This is a genomic window from Methylobacterium oryzisoli (assembly GCF_046557895.1).
Classification (GTDB): Bacteria; Pseudomonadota; Alphaproteobacteria; order Rhizobiales; family Beijerinckiaceae; genus Methylobacterium; species Methylobacterium oryzisoli.
This window is the reverse complement of the sequence record NZ_JBKIBX010000004.1, coordinates 167442-182129: the sequence shown is the minus strand read 5'-3', so window position 1 is coordinate 182129 and position 14688 is coordinate 167442. Positions and strand designations below refer to the sequence as shown.

Sequence of the window (14688 nt, the reverse complement as noted above, 5' to 3'; positions counted from 1 at the left end):
AGTGCGTCCGCTCAGGCGTTCGAGAACAGGGGCTGACCGGGCGCCGGCATGCGGGCCGTCAGGATGCTTCCGGTCTGGGATTCGGTGATGAACAGGGTCGCGCCGTCCGGCCCCCCGTAGGCGATGTTGGTGGTCGAGAGGCCGGCCGGCGACCTCACCCGCAGGATCGGTTCCGCGACCGGCGACAGGCGCCAGACCGAGCCGAAGCCCGTATGGGCGACGAGGAGGCAGCCCTCCGCGTCGAGCGCGAGGCCGTCCGGACCGCCGAGCCCGCCGTGGAGCTGCGAAAATACGCCCACCTTCGCGACGAGACCGCTGGCGTTGAGCGGGATGCGCCAGATCTGCTGCGCCCGCGTCACGGCGACGAAGAGGTTCTGCATGGCGCTGTCGATCACGATGCCGTTCGGGCTCGGCACCGTGTCGATGAGACAGGTCAGCTCGCCGGACGGGCGCAGGCGGTAGACCCGGCCGGTGGGGTCCTGCAGGCCGGTCTGGCCCTGGTCGGTGAAGTAGAGGTCGCCGTTTCCCGCGAAGGTGAGGTCGTTGACGCCCCGGAATCCCTCGGAGCCCGCATTCTCCAGGAACGGGGTCACCGCCCCGCTGTCGGGATCGAGCAGCAGGATCCCGCGCTTGTAGCAGGTGACGAAGATGCGCCCGTCGCGATGAATCGTCAGGCCGTTCGGCCAGCCGTCGTATTCCGCGACGAGGTCCCAGGTCCCGTCCGACGCGATGCGGAAGATGCGGCCGAACGGGATGTCGGTGACGTAGAGCCGTCCGGCGCGGTCGAAGACCGGCCCCTCGAGGAAGGAATCGATCGCCTGCCCGCCGCGGTTGGCGTTCGCCCAGGCGGTGGGCGCAGGCTTGCGGAAGCGGTCCGGCAGGCGCGTGTAGACCTCGGCCGTCACGGCCGGCGGGGGCGCGAAGAACGACATCGGAGTCCCTTTAAAGGCGGGGTGGAGCGGTGCCCTCAGGCCGCCGCGGCGGCCGTGCGCGCGTCGCGGGCATGCGCGCGGCTGATCATGACGACGCTGAGGGCGGCGGCGGCATCGAGGGCCGCGACCGGGAGCATGCCGAGGGCGAAGCTGCCGGTCGCCTCCTTCACGAGGCCCACGACGTTCACCATCAGGCCGCCCCCGATGAGGTTCGCGATGGCGTTGATGCCGGCCAGCCCCGCCGCGAGCGTCCCGGCCGACAGCCACCCCGCCGACAGCGCCCAGAACGGCCCCTTGAAGGCGTAGGCGCCGACGAGCGCGCAGGAGACGGCCATGATCGTCGTGACGAGGCCCCCCGACAGGTTCAGGTAGCACAGGCCGAAGGCCGCCAGCAGGAGCGGGATCGCCGTGTGCCACGTGCGCTCGCCGCTGCGGTCCGAGTGGCGTCCCCACAGGATCATCAGCACGGTGGCGATGCCGTACGGGATGGAATTGACGAAGCCGGTCTGGAGGTTGGTCAGCCCGAACGCCTTGATGATCTGCGGCTGCCAGACCGAGAGCGTGCTGCCGGTGGCCGACGCTCCCGCGCAGACGAGCGCCATGGTCACGAAGTACTTGTTGCAGGCGAGCTGCCACAGGGAGAGGTGCCCCACCGGCTTCCTGTGCGCCCCCTCCTCGGCGAGGCGCCCGACGAGCCAGTCGCGCTGCGTGCCGCTCAGCCACGCGGCGTCCCGCGGCCGGTCCGTCAGGACGAACAGGCAGGCGATCCCGAGGAGCACGGTCGGGAGCCCCTCCAGCAGGAAGAGCCACTGCCAGCCCCTGAGCCCGAGCAGCCCGTCGAGTTCGAGGAGCGCGACCGAGAGCGGCGAGCCCAGGAAGGTCGCGAGCGGGATCGAGACCGTGAAGGTGGCGAGGATCCGCGCCCGGTACGCGTTGGGCAGCCAATAGGTCAGGTAGAGGATGGCGCCGGGGAAGAAGCCGGCCTCGGCCGCACCCAGGATGAACCGCATCGCGTAGAGGGAATACGGACCCGTCACGAGCGCCATGCCCATCGTGATCAACCCCCAGGTGATCATGATGCGGGCGATCCAGCGGCGCGCGCCGACGCGCTGCAGCGCGAGGTTGCTCGGCACCTCGACCAGGAAGTAGGACACGAAGAACAGGCTCGCGGCGAAGCCGAACATCGCGGGCGTGAGCCCGAGATCCTTGTTCATCTGCAGCGCGGCGAAGCCAACATTCACCCGGTCGAGCAGGGCGAAGAAGTAGCAGAGCATCAGGAACGGCACGAGGCGCAGGATCACCCGGCGCATGGTCGCGTGTTCGAGGGATTGCGGCGGGTGTTCGGTGGCGCTCACGTTCGGTCCTCCCAGGGTTTCGGATGCGGGCCGCCGTCTCGCGGCTTTTTTCGCGGACGGGTCAGATCCCCTCGCAGCCGGCCTCCCGCAGGGCGCGCTCGACCCAGGACCGGTCCACGGTGCCGGCCCTGATGGCCGCCATGGTCTTGGCCTCGCCCTGCTGCTTCCTGTCGGCGGCGGCGTAGACCTCTTCCGTGAGGTCGAAGGGCACGCAGACGATGCCGTCGTCGTCCCCGACGATCAGGTCGCCGGGCTCGATCACCATCCCGTCGAGGGCGACCGCGGCGTTCACCTCGCCCGGCCCGTTCTTGTAGGGGCCGCGATGGGTGATGCCGGCCGCGAAGACCGGGAGCGCATTCGCCCGGATCCAGCCGGAATCGCGGACGGCGCCGTTCAGGATCACGCCCGCGACCCCGATCGCTTGAGCGTGGGCGAGCATGAGTTCACCCATGAGCGCGTTCGTCAGGTCGCCGCCCGCATCGATGACGAGGACGTCACCCGGGCCGGCGCGGTTCAGGGCGGCGTGAACCATCAGGTTGTCGCCAGGCCGCGTCCTGACGGTGAGCGCGGCGCCGGCGAGCACGCCGCCGGCATTGAGCGGCCGCAGGCGCGGCCCGCCATGGACCATGCGGTTCATGGAATCGCTGATGTTGGCGACCGCGATCGCCTTGAATTTCTCGATCGTGGCCGCGTCGACCGCGCGGGGGCGGGGATGGATCCTGAAGCCGATGGACATGGCTTGCGTCCTCAAGGGTGTGGGGAAAGGTGAATTTTACGCTCGATAAATTACAACATCGCCTTTCCCGGACGACTGGAGCGTCAGTGGAAGGAGATCCGGGATCCAGAGAAAGATGATCCGCGAAACGGCTCCGCTGTCGCGACGGTGCTGGAATGCAGTCGCTTCGCGACATCTTGTGCTGCATCCCGGGTCGCATTCCGCTGGCGCTCCATGCACTCGGGAAAGGGGGCGGAGCGCAGGGAAATTTTTTCAGTTCTTGATCCGGCGCCAGTGGAACCGGGGAGGATCAGGCCGGCTCGGAGCGGGTCAGGCCGGCCTTGAGCGCCATGGCGTCGAGCGCTTCCTGGTAGGTGTGCGGCACGACGCCCTTGAAATGGTCCTTGAGGCCGAGGCTCTCCTTCCAACGCAGCCGCTGCGCGACCGCCCGGGCCATGATCGGCTCGACGCCCGCGTCCGCGACCGCGTCGGCCGACATCTCGAGTTCTTCGGCGCGGCGCCGGGCGTGGATGACGCCCGAGGGCGTCAGGCTCTGCACGGTGTCCATCCAGGGCCGCGCCAGGGTCTTGCAGGCGGAGGCGAGCACCACCTCGTCGATCCCGTACTGGCGGGCGGCGAGCAGCATCTCGTCCGTCAGCGCCTCGATGCCCTTGATCAGGACCGAGCGGATGATCTTGATGCCCGAGGCCGTCCCGACCACCGGACCGGTGAACTCGATCTGCATGCCCCAGGGCACGAGGAGGTCGCGCACGCGCTCGCCGGCCGGGCCGCTCGACAGCATCCGCATGGCATAGCCGTGCAGCGGCGTCCCCTCGATCGAGCCGTCGCCGAGGAGCGCGCCGCTCGGCCCCAGCCGGTCGGCGACGCCCTGCTTGATCTTCGGGGTGGCGGAGGCGAAGTCGAGGAAGGTGTGCCGTCCCGTCAGCACGGGCGCGAAGGCCTCCGCGCTCTCCAGCGAGGCCGCGCCGGGCGTCACGCTGAAGATCAGGTCGCTCGCCTCCGCGAGCTCCGCGTTCGACCGCACCAGGGTGACGCCGACTTCGCGCGCCCGGCCCTGGATCAGGTCGGCGTAGGGACCCTCGAAGGCGTACTTGTCGTAGCAGGCGATCCGGTCGAGGCCGGCGCCGCGCAGGCCCGCCCCCAGCGTGCTGCCGATCTCGCCATAGCCGACGAGGCCGAGCCTGAACTGCGTGCGATCGGTCATGTTGGGCTCCTCGTGTGCGATGCGTGGGGGGCGGTGCCCGGCGTGGCCGCGGCCTTGGCCGTACTCACGTGGGCGAGAAGGATCTCGACGGGATGCGGCAGCCGCACGCCGTCGACGAGCTTGGCTTGGCTCCGGCAGGAATAGCCGTCGGCCAGCAGGCGGCCCGACCGGCCCTTCTCGGCGACGGGCGTCGCCCAGCTGAGGCCGTAGATGCGCTCGGACATGGCCCGGTGCTCGGCCTCGTGGCCGTAGGTGCCGGCCATCCCGCAGCAGCCGGAGGGCAGCGTGTCGAGGCGCAGGCCGAAGGCCGCGAACACGGGCGACCACGCCGCGACGGCGGGCTGCGCGGTCGCCCGCTCGGTGCAGTGCGGCAGGAGCCAGTAGGTCTCGGGCTCGGGCGCCCGCGGGACGCCGTCGAGCCGGCCGGCAAGCCATTCCTGCACGAGGTGCACGCGCGGCAGGTCGCGCCCGGGCAGCGCCTGCTCGTAGTCCGAGCGGTAGGTCAGCGTCATCGACGGATCGAGGCCGATGAGCGCGACGCCGGTCGAGGCGATGCGGCCGAGATCGGCCGCGTTCCTCCCCGCGAGGCGCTCGAACCGTCCGAGGAAGCCGTGGACCTGCAGCGGCTTGCCGTTGGGGCGGTAGGGCGCGAGCCAGGGCCGGATGCCGATCCCGATCAGGAGGTCGAGCAGCGCGAGGAGGACCGGCGTGTCGTAGTAGCGCGTGAAGGCGTCCTGCACGACGACGACGCTCGTCAGGCGCTCGGGCGTCGGCAGCGCCGCGAGCACGTCCGGATCGGCGAGCGCCACGCCCCGGCGCGCGATCTCCCGCTCCGGATCCAGCCCGGACAGCATCGGCGCGTGGACGAGCCCGATCGCAGGGCTCAAGGCCGTCGCCAGGTTGGCGAGACGCGGCGCCTTGGCCAGCCAGGGCACCAGCGCCTCCAGGGAGGCGAGCGCGTGGTGGCGCGGGGGCCGCAGGTAGCGGCCGTGATAGAGTTCTAGGAACTTCGCCCGGAAGCTCGGCACGTCGACCTTGATCGGGCAGAGGCCCGTGCAGGACTTGCAGGCGAGGCAGCCCGCCATCGCCTCGTGCACCGCGTGCGAAAAATCGTCCTCGTGCCGGCGCAGGGTCGCGGCGAGGCGGGCCGGGAAGGCGCGCCAGCCCGGCCGCGCCCGCAAGGCGGCCGCCTCGGCGAGCGGGTCGCTGCCCGCGGCGGCGAGCCGGCGCAGCCACTCGCGCAGGAGCTGCGCACGCCCCTTGGGCGAATGCCGGCGCTCGCGCGTGCCCTTCCACGACGGGCACATCGCCTCGTCGGGATCCCAGGAGAAGCAGGCGCCGTTGCCGTTGCAGTGCAGCGCCTCGTCGTAGGCCGCGCGCAGGCCGGGCGGGATCGTGCGGTCGCGCCCGCCCTTGGTGGGCACGCCGTCGACCGTGAGCAGCGCCTCGCCCTCCGGCACCGCGATCTTGCCCGGGTTGAACTGGTTGCGCGGATCGAAGGCGGCCTTCACGGCCTGCAGCACCGGGTAGAGCGGGCCGAAGAAGCGGGGCGAGAACTCGGAGCGCACGCCCTTGCCGTGCTCGCCCCACAGCAGCCCGCCATAGGCCTGCGTCAGCGCGACCACCTCCTCGGTGACCTCGCGGATCAGGGCCTCGGCGCCCGGTGCCTTCATGTCGATCGCGGGCCGCACGTGCAGCACGCCCGCATCGACGTGGCCGAACATACCGTAGGCGAGGCCGCGCCGGTCGAGCGCCGCCCGGAACGCCGCGATGTAGTCGGCGAGGTGCTCGGGCGGAACCGCGGTGTCCTCCACGAAGGCGATCGGCCGCTGATCGCCCTTCCGGTTGCCGAGGAGCCCGACCGCCTTCTTGCGCATGTCCCAGAGGCGCGAGACGTCGGCGTCCCCGCGCGCCACCGTGTAGCCGCGCCGCCCCCCGGCCGGGCCGGCGGCGTCGAGCGCGGCCGTGAGGCGCGCGAGCGCCGCCTCGACCGCGTCCTCATCGTCGCCCACGAACTCGACGAGGTTGACGCCCCGCGCCCGCTCGCCCGCGTCCTCGGGGAAGAAGGCGGCGACGCCCTCCCAGACGGGATCCCCTTGCGCGAGCGCCAGGACCTCGGAATCGACCGTCTCGATCGACGCCGCCCCGAAGGCCATCAGCGCGCGGGCATCCCGGAGAGCCGCGTCGAAGCCGGCGTAGCGCAGGACGACCAGCGCCGCGTGGCGCGGCAGCGGCAGAAGGTTGAGCGTCGCCTCCGCCAGGAAGCCGAGGGTGCCCTCCGCGCCGCACAGGAGGGCGTTGAGGTCGAAGCGCCCGTCCTGGCGCCGGATATGGGCGAGGTCGTAGCCCGTGAGGCAGCGGTTCAGCGGGGGAAATCGCGCGGCGATGAGCGCCGCGTTCTCGCGCTGGAGCCGGTCCACCGCGCGGTGGATCCAGCCCACGTGGTCGGGCCGCGCCTGCACGGCCGCGAGGCCAGCCTCATCGAGGGGCTCCGAGTGCCAGACCGTCCCGTCGGACAGCACGCTCGTCAGCGCGAGCACGTGGTCGCGGGTCTTTCCGTAGAGGCAGGAGCCCTGGCCGCTCGCGTCCGTCGAGATCATGCCGCCGATCGTGGCGCGGTTGGAGGTCGAAAGTTCGGGCGCGAAGAACAGCCCGTGGGGCTTCAGCGCCGCGTTGAGCTGGTCCTTGACCACGCCGGCCTCGACCCGCGCGGTGCGCCGCTCCGGATCGATCGCCAGGATGCGGTTCATGTGCCGCGACAGGTCGACCACGAGCCCGTCCGTGAGGGATTGCCCGTTGGTGCCGGTGCCGCCGCCGCGCGGCGCGATCCGCACCGGCGCGAAGCGCTCCTCCGCGAGCAGCGTCGCGATCCGCACGAGGTCGTCGAGGCCGCGCGGGAAGGCGATGGCCTGGGGCGCGAGCTGGTAGATCGAGTTGTCGGTCGCCAGCACCGTGCGGTCGGCGGCGTCGAGCGACAGCTCGCCCGAGAAGCCCCGGGTGCGCAACTCGGCGCAGAAGGCCGCGTAGACCGGCAGCGCGACGGGATCGGGCGGGAGGCGCGGGATCATGGCGGTCAGGCCGGGACCGCCGCCGGGACGTCGTACCGCCGGACGCGGCGGCCGAAGGCGACCATCAGCACCGCGCCGACGAAGAGGCAGAGGCCCACCGCGACGAGCGGCGCCGTGAACCCGCCCGAGCGGTCGCGCACGAAGCCGATCATGTAGGGGCCGGCGAAGCCCCCCAGGTTGCCGATGGAGACGATCATGGCGATCCCGCCCGCCGCCGCGCGCCCGGTGAGGAAGCCCGAGGGAACTGCCCAGAACGTCGCCACGAAGGAGTTGATGCCCATGACCGCGACGCAGAGGGCCGCGATGGTGAGGAGCGGGGTCGGCGTGACGGCGCTGGCGATCAGGGCGGCGGAGCCGACGAACAGCGAGATGGCGGGATAGATCGTCCGGTCGCTGCCCCGGTCCGACATCCGGCCCCACACCACCATCGCGGCCGCGCCGCAGAGGTAGGGAACTGCCGTCACGACCCCGACGAGAGAGGTCGCGAGCCCGAGCTGCTTGATGATCTGCGGCAGCCACAGGCCGATGCCGAGCGACCCGACGATGGCGCAGAAATTGACCGCCGCGAGCGTCAGGACCCGCCAGTTCCGCAGCGCCTGGGCCAACGTGAGCTTGTGCTTCTTCTCGATGGCGGCTCTTTCGGCGGCGAGCTTGGCCACCAGGAAGGTGCGCTCGTCGTCGGACAGCCACGCCGCCTTCTCGGGCCTGTCGGTGAGGACGAACAGGCAGGCGATGCCGAGGATCACCGCCGGCAGCGCTTCGAGGATGAGCAGCCACTGCCAGCCCTTGAGGCCGAAGCCTTCGAGCTGGATCAGGGCGCCCGAGAGCGGCGAGCCGACGATGTTCGCCACCGGGATGCCGAGCAGGAACAGGGCCGTGGCCCGCGCCCGGACGGCGGAGGGGAACCACAGGCTCAGGTAGAGGAACACGCCCGGGACGAAGCCCGCCTCGCCGAGGCCGAGCAGGAAGCGCGCGATGCCGAACTGCACCGGGCCGGTCACGAAGGCGGTCGCGGCCGAGACGAGGCCCCAGGTGATCATGATCCGGGCGATCCACAACCGCGCCCCGACGCGCATCATGATCAGGTTGCTGGGGATCTCGGCGATGAAGTAGCCGAAGAAGAACAGGCCCGCCCCGACGCCGAATGCCGTCGCGCTGAGGCCGATGTCCTTGTTCATCGTGAGGGCGGCGAAGCCGACATTCACGCGGTCGAGGTAGCTGACCACGTAGCAGACGAACAGGAACGGCAGGATGCGCCGCAGCATCTTGCGGTGGAGGGCGGTCTCGTCGACCGCCGCCGTCCGAACGTGAGCCGGCTCCGCCGGGGGCTGCCATACCATGACGCTTCCTCCTTTGCCGATTTTGCAACGGCGTTTCATTTTGCGTACATTGCCAGGGAGGCAGGGGTCAAGGGTGCGTGGAACGAGGGGCGGCCGCCCGTCCGGGAGCGAGCCCGTCGGCAGCCTGCCCCAGCGTCAAGCTTCGGCCGGGTCAGGCTGGTAGCGCGAGGGACGAGGCGTCGCGGTAATCGGGATGGCGGCACAGCATCTTGTGGCCAGCAGGAGCGCCACGCGCGGCCGGGCCGGGATGCGACGCCTGACCAGGCCCTGCCGCCTATCGCGGGGCACGAATGCTACGAATTGTCGCACTCGATCACCTGTCCGCCAGGCGCCCGGTCAGGCCCGCGCAGAAACCCGTCTCGGAGGCGATCCCAGACCCTCCGCGTCGTTCGACGATCCCGGGCATGACGCGGCAGCGCGCGCCGAACGCGTCGCGGTCGGCCACTGCCCTAAGCAGAATTGCCCCGGGCAATTCTGCTTAGGCTTTTGATATTGCATCATTTCCGCCGCCGAACCGGTGACCACGTCGGCGAATGATGCTTAGGTCCTTGGTCCTAACGCGTCGTCCGCCGCCGCGGCATCCGCTTCGTCGGACAATGCGCTAAAGGCCTTTGCCGCCGATCCATCACAGCGTGAGCGAGAGCGAAACGGATGCCGAAAGAGGCTCGCAAGAAGCCCAAGCTGGAGGGTGTCGCCTCGGCCGACCGAGTCCTGACGGTGCTGACCGCGTTCCGGCGCGGCGACGACGCGCTCGAACTGTCCGAACTCGCCCGCCGCACCGCGCTCGTGAAGAGCACCATCATGCGGCTGTGCATCTCGCTCGAAAAATTCGATCTGGTCGAGCGCCTGGACGACGGGCGGTATCGCCTGGGCGTCGAGGCCGCCCGCATCGGCTCCGTCTACCAGCAATCCTTCGCGCTGGAGGAGCGCGTCGTCCCGGTCCTCGAACGCCTCGCCGCCGAGTCCCTCGAAACCGCGTCGTTCTACATCCGCCGCGGCAATCAGAGGCTCTGCCTGTTCCGGGCCGATTCTCCGCACCCGCTGCGCATGAACGTGCGGCCCGGCGACATGCGTCCCATGGACGATTCGGCCATCGCGCAGGTGCTGTCCCTCTTCGGGGACCGCTCGCCAGCGAAGCAGACGGATGTGCGGCTTCCGATCTACACGTCGGGCATCACCGATCCGCACGTCGCGTCCCTGGCCATGCCGATCTTCGGCACCGAGCGGCGGCTCATCGGGGCTCTCGCGCTGTCGGGCCCCTCCTCGCGCCTCACGGCCGAGCAGGCCGGAGCGTTCGAGCCGAAGCTGCGCGATGCCGCCGAGCGCCTGTCGTCCGAACTGGGCGCGCAGCTCTGACCCCGCGCGGACGTGCGGCACACGTCACCATCGCTCACGGCGGAGAGGCCGCGCCCGCGGACACGCGGGGTGTGCGGACAGGCGAGCGCGAGCGCGTCGTCGGTCTCTAGGGTGGAGCGCGCTCCGCGCCGGATCCCAGGAGGTCCGCCACCCAGCGGCTGGCCGGGTGCTGTTCGCACATCGTCACGATGGCGATCATGATCGGGACGCCGATGAAGGCGCCGGCGATGCCCCACAGGAAGGTCCAGAAGAAGACCGAGAACAGGATCATGAACGGCGAGAGAGACAGGGCGCTCCCGGCCACGCGGGGCTCCAGGTAGCTTCCGACCAGGAACTGGATGAGGTTGAGGCCGAGAAAGAGGGTGAGACCCATCTCCCAGGAGGCGAACTGGGCCATGGCGTACAGCGTCGGCAGGACGGTCGCCACGAGCGGTCCGATGACCGGGATGTAGTTGAAGGCGAACGCGATCACGCCCCATTCGGGCGCCAGATCGAGCCCCGCGAAGGCGGCGAAGGCCCAGACGAGCACGCCGGTCATCGCGCTCATCAGCGTGCGAACCAGCATGAAGCGGCGAAGCTTCGCCGCGGTCTTGGCGCCTCCGAGGAGCAGCACGTGCCCGGCCGGCCACCGGCCGGTGGCGCCGAGCTTGCGCGCCGCCTCATCGACTTCGAGCAGGCCGAGGATGACGTAGATCAGCACGACGAACAGGAACGTGGCCGTGCTGTTGATCCGGTTCGTCACCTCCGGCAGCAGCCGGATCAGCCAGCGGATGTTGAAGTGCTCCGCCCACAGCCCGGCCAGGATGATGCCGTGGTTCTCCAGCCAGTCCGCCATCTGAGCGTACAGGGTCTGGAGGCGTGCCGCATCGTTCATCACCGCCCGCACCACCCGGCTGATCCCCCATGAGATCAGCGACCCGAACAGCATGACGACGAGGGTCGTCACGACGATGCTGACCGCGAGGGCGAGGATCTTCGGGAGAACGGCCTGGAGCCGCCGCTGGAACGGCCACACGATGGCGATGACGAAGAGCGCGAACGCGACCGGCGCGAAGACGGGACGGGCCACGGACAAGGCTGCGCCGCCCAGGATCAGCGCGCAGATCATGGTCCAAGTGGAACTGGTCCAGGTGGAACTCGTCCAAGCGGAGCTCGGTCGCGCGGGTTCGGGCATGGGGCAGCCTCCTCACACACGGTCGCGGCGGGCCGTGATCCGGTCGGCACGCTCGTCACGTCCCTGCTTTAGCCGGATGACCGCGCCGGATCCTCCCACGCCACCGGTCGCCCGCCGGGAGGAGGCAACCCCTTCGCCGGCCAACTGCTTCTGCGCGCTTTGAATCTCGCGAGGGCATGATTTTTGTTATTTACCGTATGGATTGAGGATTTTAAAGACGTTATATCCCCAAATATCTGCGTTAAGGCTTCAATATGCGTGTATTGATCGCCGATGAGCACGATATTGTCAGACGTGGCGTTCGTGCCATACTCGAAAATTCCGATCATCACGAGATTTGCGGCGAGGCCGCGGATAGTAACGCCGTCATTGAGATCACCAAATCTGAGCATCCGGACGCCGTCATTCTCGATTTCTTTCAACAATCGACGGAAGATGTCGACATCATAAATCGCATCATCGACACTTGTCCCAATACAGGGATCGTGGTGCTGACGAATCTGCTGGAGAGCGAATTGATGCGCGACGCGCTTCAGGCTGGCGCGCGCGCCTATCTTCTGAAAAGCGATGCCGTGGATCACGTTCTGCTCGCCCTGGATGCAGTCGATTGCGGAAAGACCTACTTCAGCGCGAAAATCTCGACCTTGCTGATCGAGCGCTGGGCCATCGACGAGATGCGCCACCCCCCTCTGACGCGCCGGGAGCGTCAGGTGATCCGCCTGATCGCCGAGGCCTGCAGCATCAAGGACATCGCCCGGCAGCTCGAACTGAGCGCCAAGACGATCGAAGCACACAAGGCCTCGGCGATGCGCAAACTCAACACGAAGAACGTCGCCGGACTGATCCGGTATGCCATTCGCCGCAAGCTGGTGACGCTGTAGCGCCGGGCGAAGGGCGATCATCGGAGGCGGGAGCGCTTGATCGCGGATCCGCGATCACGTGCGAACCGAGGGCAGCAGGGCGCGGTCCGACCCGGACCCGCCGCAGGAGCGGGAGCCGCACGTGTCCGAGGCGAAGCCGAGCATCGACGAACGGCCCCGACGGCTGATCGACCTAGCGTTGCAGGGAGGCGGGTCGCACGGAGCCTTCACCTGGGGGGTGCTCGACCGCCTGCTGGAGGAGCCCTGGATCGAGATCGAGGGCATCTCCGGCACCTCCGCGGGCGCGATGAACGCGGCCGTGATGGCGGATGGCTACGCGCGGGGTGGGCGGAGCGGCGCGCGCGAGGCGCTCGCGGATTTCTGGCGGCGGGTTTCCGAGGCGGCCGCTTTGAGCCCCCTGCAGCGCAGCCCCCTCGACGTGCTCCTCGGCCGCTGGACCCTCGATCACTCGCCGGTCTACCTCGCCCTGGACATGATGGCCCGCGTGGTCTCGCCCTACGACCTCGGTGCGGGCGGGACCAATCCCCTGGCGCGGATCCTGGCGGAGACCGTGGATTTTGGCCGCCTGGCGCGCGCGCCGATCCGGCTGTTCATCACCGCCACCAACGTGCGCACCGGGCGCCCGCGGGTGTTTCGCAACGCGGAACTCTCCCCCGACGTGCTGATCGCGTCGGCCTGCCTCCCCACCCTGTTTCAGGCCGCCGAGATCGACGGCGAGGCGTACTGGGACGGAGGCTACGCGGGCAACCCGACGATGACGCCGCTGGTGCGGGAATGCGAGGCGGACGACATCGTGCTCGTCGCCATCAACCCCGTCGAGCGGCCGGACCTGCCCCGCAGCGCGCGCGACATCCTGAACCGGGTGAACGAGGTGTCGTTCAACGCCGTGCTGCTGAAGGAACTGCGGATGATCGCGCTCCTGCGGCAGGTCGCGGATCCGGGCGGCGCGGAGACGGCGCACTGGGCGCGCCTGCGCATCCACATGGTCCGCAGCGACCGGCTGATGGAGTTCGGCGCCTCCTCGAAGCTCAATGCCGAGGGAGCGTTCCTCGCCCTGCTGTGCGAGGAGGGGCGCCGGGCCGCCGACGCCTTCCTGGCCGAGCGCGGCGACGATCTCGGGCAGCGCTCGACGCTCGACATCGACCGTCTGCTGGACGGGGCGTGAGGCATGGGCCTCGTCGGCGTCCTCGTCGCCCTGGCGCTGCTGGTGTGGCTGGCCTTCCGCGGCTGGAGCATCCTCCTGCTCGCGCCCCTCGCGGCGCTGGTGGCCGCCGCCTTCGCGGGAGAGCCGCTCCTGGCGCACTGGACGCAGACCTTCATGACGAGCGCCGCCGGCTTCCTGGCGCAGTTCTTTCCCCTCTTCCTGCTCGGAGCGCTGTTCGGCAAGCTGATGGAGGACAGCGGCGCGGTCACGGGGATCGCAGAGTGGATGATCCGGCGCCTCGGCACCGCGCGCGCCATCCTGGCCGTGGTGCTGGCGGGGGCAGTGGTCACCTACGGAGGCGTCAGCCTGTTCGTCGCCTTCTTCGTGCTCGCACCGATGGCCGAGGCGCTGTTTCGTGCCGCCGCCATCCCGCGCCGCCTCATGCCGGCGGCGATCGCGCTCGGGACCTCGACCTTCACCATGTCGGCGATGCCCGGCACGCCCGCGATCCAGAACGCGATCCCGATGCCGTTCTTCGGCACCACGCCCTTCGCCGCGCCGGGCCTCGGGCTCCTGGCCTCGGCGATCATGCTGGGGATCGGAATGTGGTGGCTCACCCGCGCCGCGGCCGCGGCCCGGCGGCGCGGCGAGGGGTTCGCGGATGACGCGCCGCCGCCGGAGCGGGCGGGGCAGGATTCGCTGCTGCGGGAGCGGGCGGTCGCGGCCTGCGCCTTCGATCCGCCCGAGGCCCGAAGCGCCGCGGCCGCGCCCGCGGCCCTGCCGGTCGGGTTCGCGGTGCTGCCGCTCGCCGTCGTGATCGCGGTGAACCTCACGATGTCGTTCGCGGTCCTGCCGCGGATGGACACCGGCTTCCTGGCGGAGCCGCGCTGGGGCGAGACCTCGCTCGCGGCCGTCGCGGGCGTCTGGTCGGTGGCCGTGGCGCTCGCGGCGGCGATCCTCGTGCTCCTCGCGGTGAGCGGGCGCCGCCTGCCGGCCCTGCGCGAGAGCGTGGATGCGGGCGCCAACGCCGCCGTGCTGCCCGCCTTCAGCGTCGCGAGCCTCGTCGGGTTCGGGGCGGTGATCGCGGCCCTGCCGGCCTTCGCGATCGTGCGCGACGGGGTGATGGGGATCGAGGGCGGTCCCCTGGTGTCGCTCGCGGTCGCCACCAACGTCCTCTCGGCCCTCACGGGCTCGGCCTCGGGCGGCCTGACCATCGCGCTCGACGCGCTCGGGCCGACCTACCTGCGGCTGGCCGCGGAGCACGGCATCGATCCCGGGCTCCTGCACCGTGTCGCGGTGATCGGCGCGGGCACGCTCGACAGCCTGCCGCACAACGGAGCCGTCGTGACGCTGCTCGCGGTCTGCGGCTCGACGCATGCCAGGAGCTACCTCGACATCGTGATGGTCAGCGTGGTGAGCGCGCTCGCCGCCCTCGCGGCGGTGATCGTGCTGGGCGGGACAGTCGGGTCGTTCTGAGGGCCGCTGGTGGCTCGGGCCG

Annotated in this window: 11 protein-coding genes; 4 read left to right on the top strand and 7 right to left on the bottom strand. The window is 70.2% G+C overall.

What is annotated here, in order from left to right; all coding sequences use genetic code 11:
• Nucleotides 1-11: 11 nt before the first annotated feature.
• From ACKUB9_RS06325 to ACKUB9_RS06300, 6 genes are all read right to left on the bottom strand, one after another.
• The gene (locus tag ACKUB9_RS06325; protein ID WP_407520312.1) at nucleotides 12-932 is read right to left on the bottom strand and encodes an SMP-30/gluconolactonase/LRE family protein; all 921 of its coding nucleotides are present in this window, start codon (nucleotides 930-932) and stop codon (nucleotides 12-14) included.
• A gap of 35 nt (nucleotides 933-967) precedes the next feature.
• Nucleotides 968-2287 carry an MFS transporter gene (locus tag ACKUB9_RS06320; protein ID WP_407520310.1) on the bottom strand — a complete coding sequence of 440 codons (1320 nt, stop codon included), beginning with the start codon at nucleotides 2285-2287 and terminating at the stop codon, nucleotides 968-970.
• A gap of 61 nt (nucleotides 2288-2348) precedes the next feature.
• Nucleotides 2349-3023, bottom strand: a complete 675-nt coding sequence (locus ACKUB9_RS06315; protein WP_407520308.1) for an RraA family protein — start codon at nucleotides 3021-3023, stop codon at nucleotides 2349-2351.
• 289 nt (nucleotides 3024-3312) lie between these two features.
• Entirely contained in the window at nucleotides 3313-4227 is a 915-nt protein-coding gene (locus tag ACKUB9_RS06310) for a DUF1932 domain-containing protein (protein ID WP_407520306.1), read from the bottom strand.
• Entirely contained in the window at nucleotides 4224-7295 is a 3072-nt protein-coding gene (ydiJ, locus tag ACKUB9_RS06305) for a D-2-hydroxyglutarate dehydrogenase YdiJ (protein WP_407520304.1), read from the bottom strand. The genes ACKUB9_RS06310 and ydiJ overlap by 4 nt, the downstream gene beginning before the upstream one ends.
• A 5-nt stretch (nucleotides 7296-7300) precedes the next feature.
• Nucleotides 7301-8635, bottom strand: coding sequence for an MFS transporter (locus ACKUB9_RS06300; RefSeq protein ID WP_407520302.1), 1335 nt, complete (start codon nucleotides 8633-8635; stop codon nucleotides 7301-7303).
• Nucleotides 8636-9286: 651 nt separating this feature from the next.
• On the opposite strand from ACKUB9_RS06300, the gene ACKUB9_RS06295 reads away from it, so the two are divergent.
• A complete protein-coding gene (locus ACKUB9_RS06295) occupies nucleotides 9287-9991 on the top strand; it encodes an IclR family transcriptional regulator (protein WP_407520300.1) in 705 nt (234 codons plus the stop codon).
• 106 nt (nucleotides 9992-10097) lie between these two features.
• Here ACKUB9_RS06295 and ACKUB9_RS06290 read toward each other — a convergent pair whose 3' ends face one another.
• On the bottom strand, nucleotides 10098-11099 hold the full coding sequence (locus tag ACKUB9_RS06290; RefSeq protein ID WP_407520475.1) for an AI-2E family transporter: 1002 nt from the start codon (nucleotides 11097-11099) through the stop codon (nucleotides 10098-10100).
• Nucleotides 11100-11419: 320 nt separating this feature from the next.
• Here ACKUB9_RS06290 and ACKUB9_RS06285 point away from each other — a divergent pair, with 320 nt between their 5' ends.
• From ACKUB9_RS06285 to ACKUB9_RS06275, 3 genes are all read left to right on the top strand, one after another.
• The gene (locus tag ACKUB9_RS06285) at nucleotides 11420-12046 is read left to right on the top strand and encodes a LuxR C-terminal-related transcriptional regulator (RefSeq protein ID WP_407520298.1); all 627 of its coding nucleotides are present in this window, start codon (nucleotides 11420-11422) and stop codon (nucleotides 12044-12046) included.
• A 121-nt stretch (nucleotides 12047-12167) separates the two neighbouring features.
• Nucleotides 12168-13211 carry a patatin-like phospholipase family protein gene (locus ACKUB9_RS06280; RefSeq protein WP_407520296.1) on the top strand — a complete coding sequence of 348 codons (1044 nt, stop codon included), beginning with the start codon at nucleotides 12168-12170 and terminating at the stop codon, nucleotides 13209-13211.
• A gap of 3 nt (nucleotides 13212-13214) precedes the next feature.
• A complete protein-coding gene (locus tag ACKUB9_RS06275; protein ID WP_410823219.1) occupies nucleotides 13215-14666 on the top strand; it encodes a GntP family permease in 1452 nt (483 codons plus the stop codon).
• Nucleotides 14667-14688: the final 22 nt, after the last annotated feature.

Bases quoted from the DNA above. Each gene is read 5' to 3' on its own strand.
- ACKUB9_RS06295 (WP_407520300.1), top strand. From the start codon at position 9,287: ATGCCGAAAGAGGCTCGCAAGAAGCCCAAGCTGGAGGGTGTCGCCTCG.
- ACKUB9_RS06310 (WP_407520306.1), bottom strand. From the start codon at position 4,227: ATGACCGATCGCACGCAGTTCAGGCTCGGCCTCGTCGGCTATGGCGAG.
- ACKUB9_RS06300 (WP_407520302.1), bottom strand. From the start codon at position 8,635: ATGGTATGGCAGCCCCCGGCGGAGCCGGCTCACGTTCGGACGGCGGCG.
- ydiJ (WP_407520304.1), bottom strand. From the start codon at position 7,295: ATGATCCCGCGCCTCCCGCCCGATCCCGTCGCGCTGCCGGTCTACGCG.
- ACKUB9_RS06285 (WP_407520298.1), top strand. From the start codon at position 11,420: ATGCGTGTATTGATCGCCGATGAGCACGATATTGTCAGACGTGGCGTT.
- ACKUB9_RS06275 (WP_410823219.1), top strand. From the start codon at position 13,215: ATGGGCCTCGTCGGCGTCCTCGTCGCCCTGGCGCTGCTGGTGTGGCTG.
- ACKUB9_RS06290 (WP_407520475.1), bottom strand. From the start codon at position 11,099: ATGATCTGCGCGCTGATCCTGGGCGGCGCAGCCTTGTCCGTGGCCCGT.
- ACKUB9_RS06325 (WP_407520312.1), bottom strand. From the start codon at position 932: ATGTCGTTCTTCGCGCCCCCGCCGGCCGTGACGGCCGAGGTCTACACG.
- ACKUB9_RS06315 (WP_407520308.1), bottom strand. From the start codon at position 3,023: ATGTCCATCGGCTTCAGGATCCATCCCCGCCCCCGCGCGGTCGACGCG.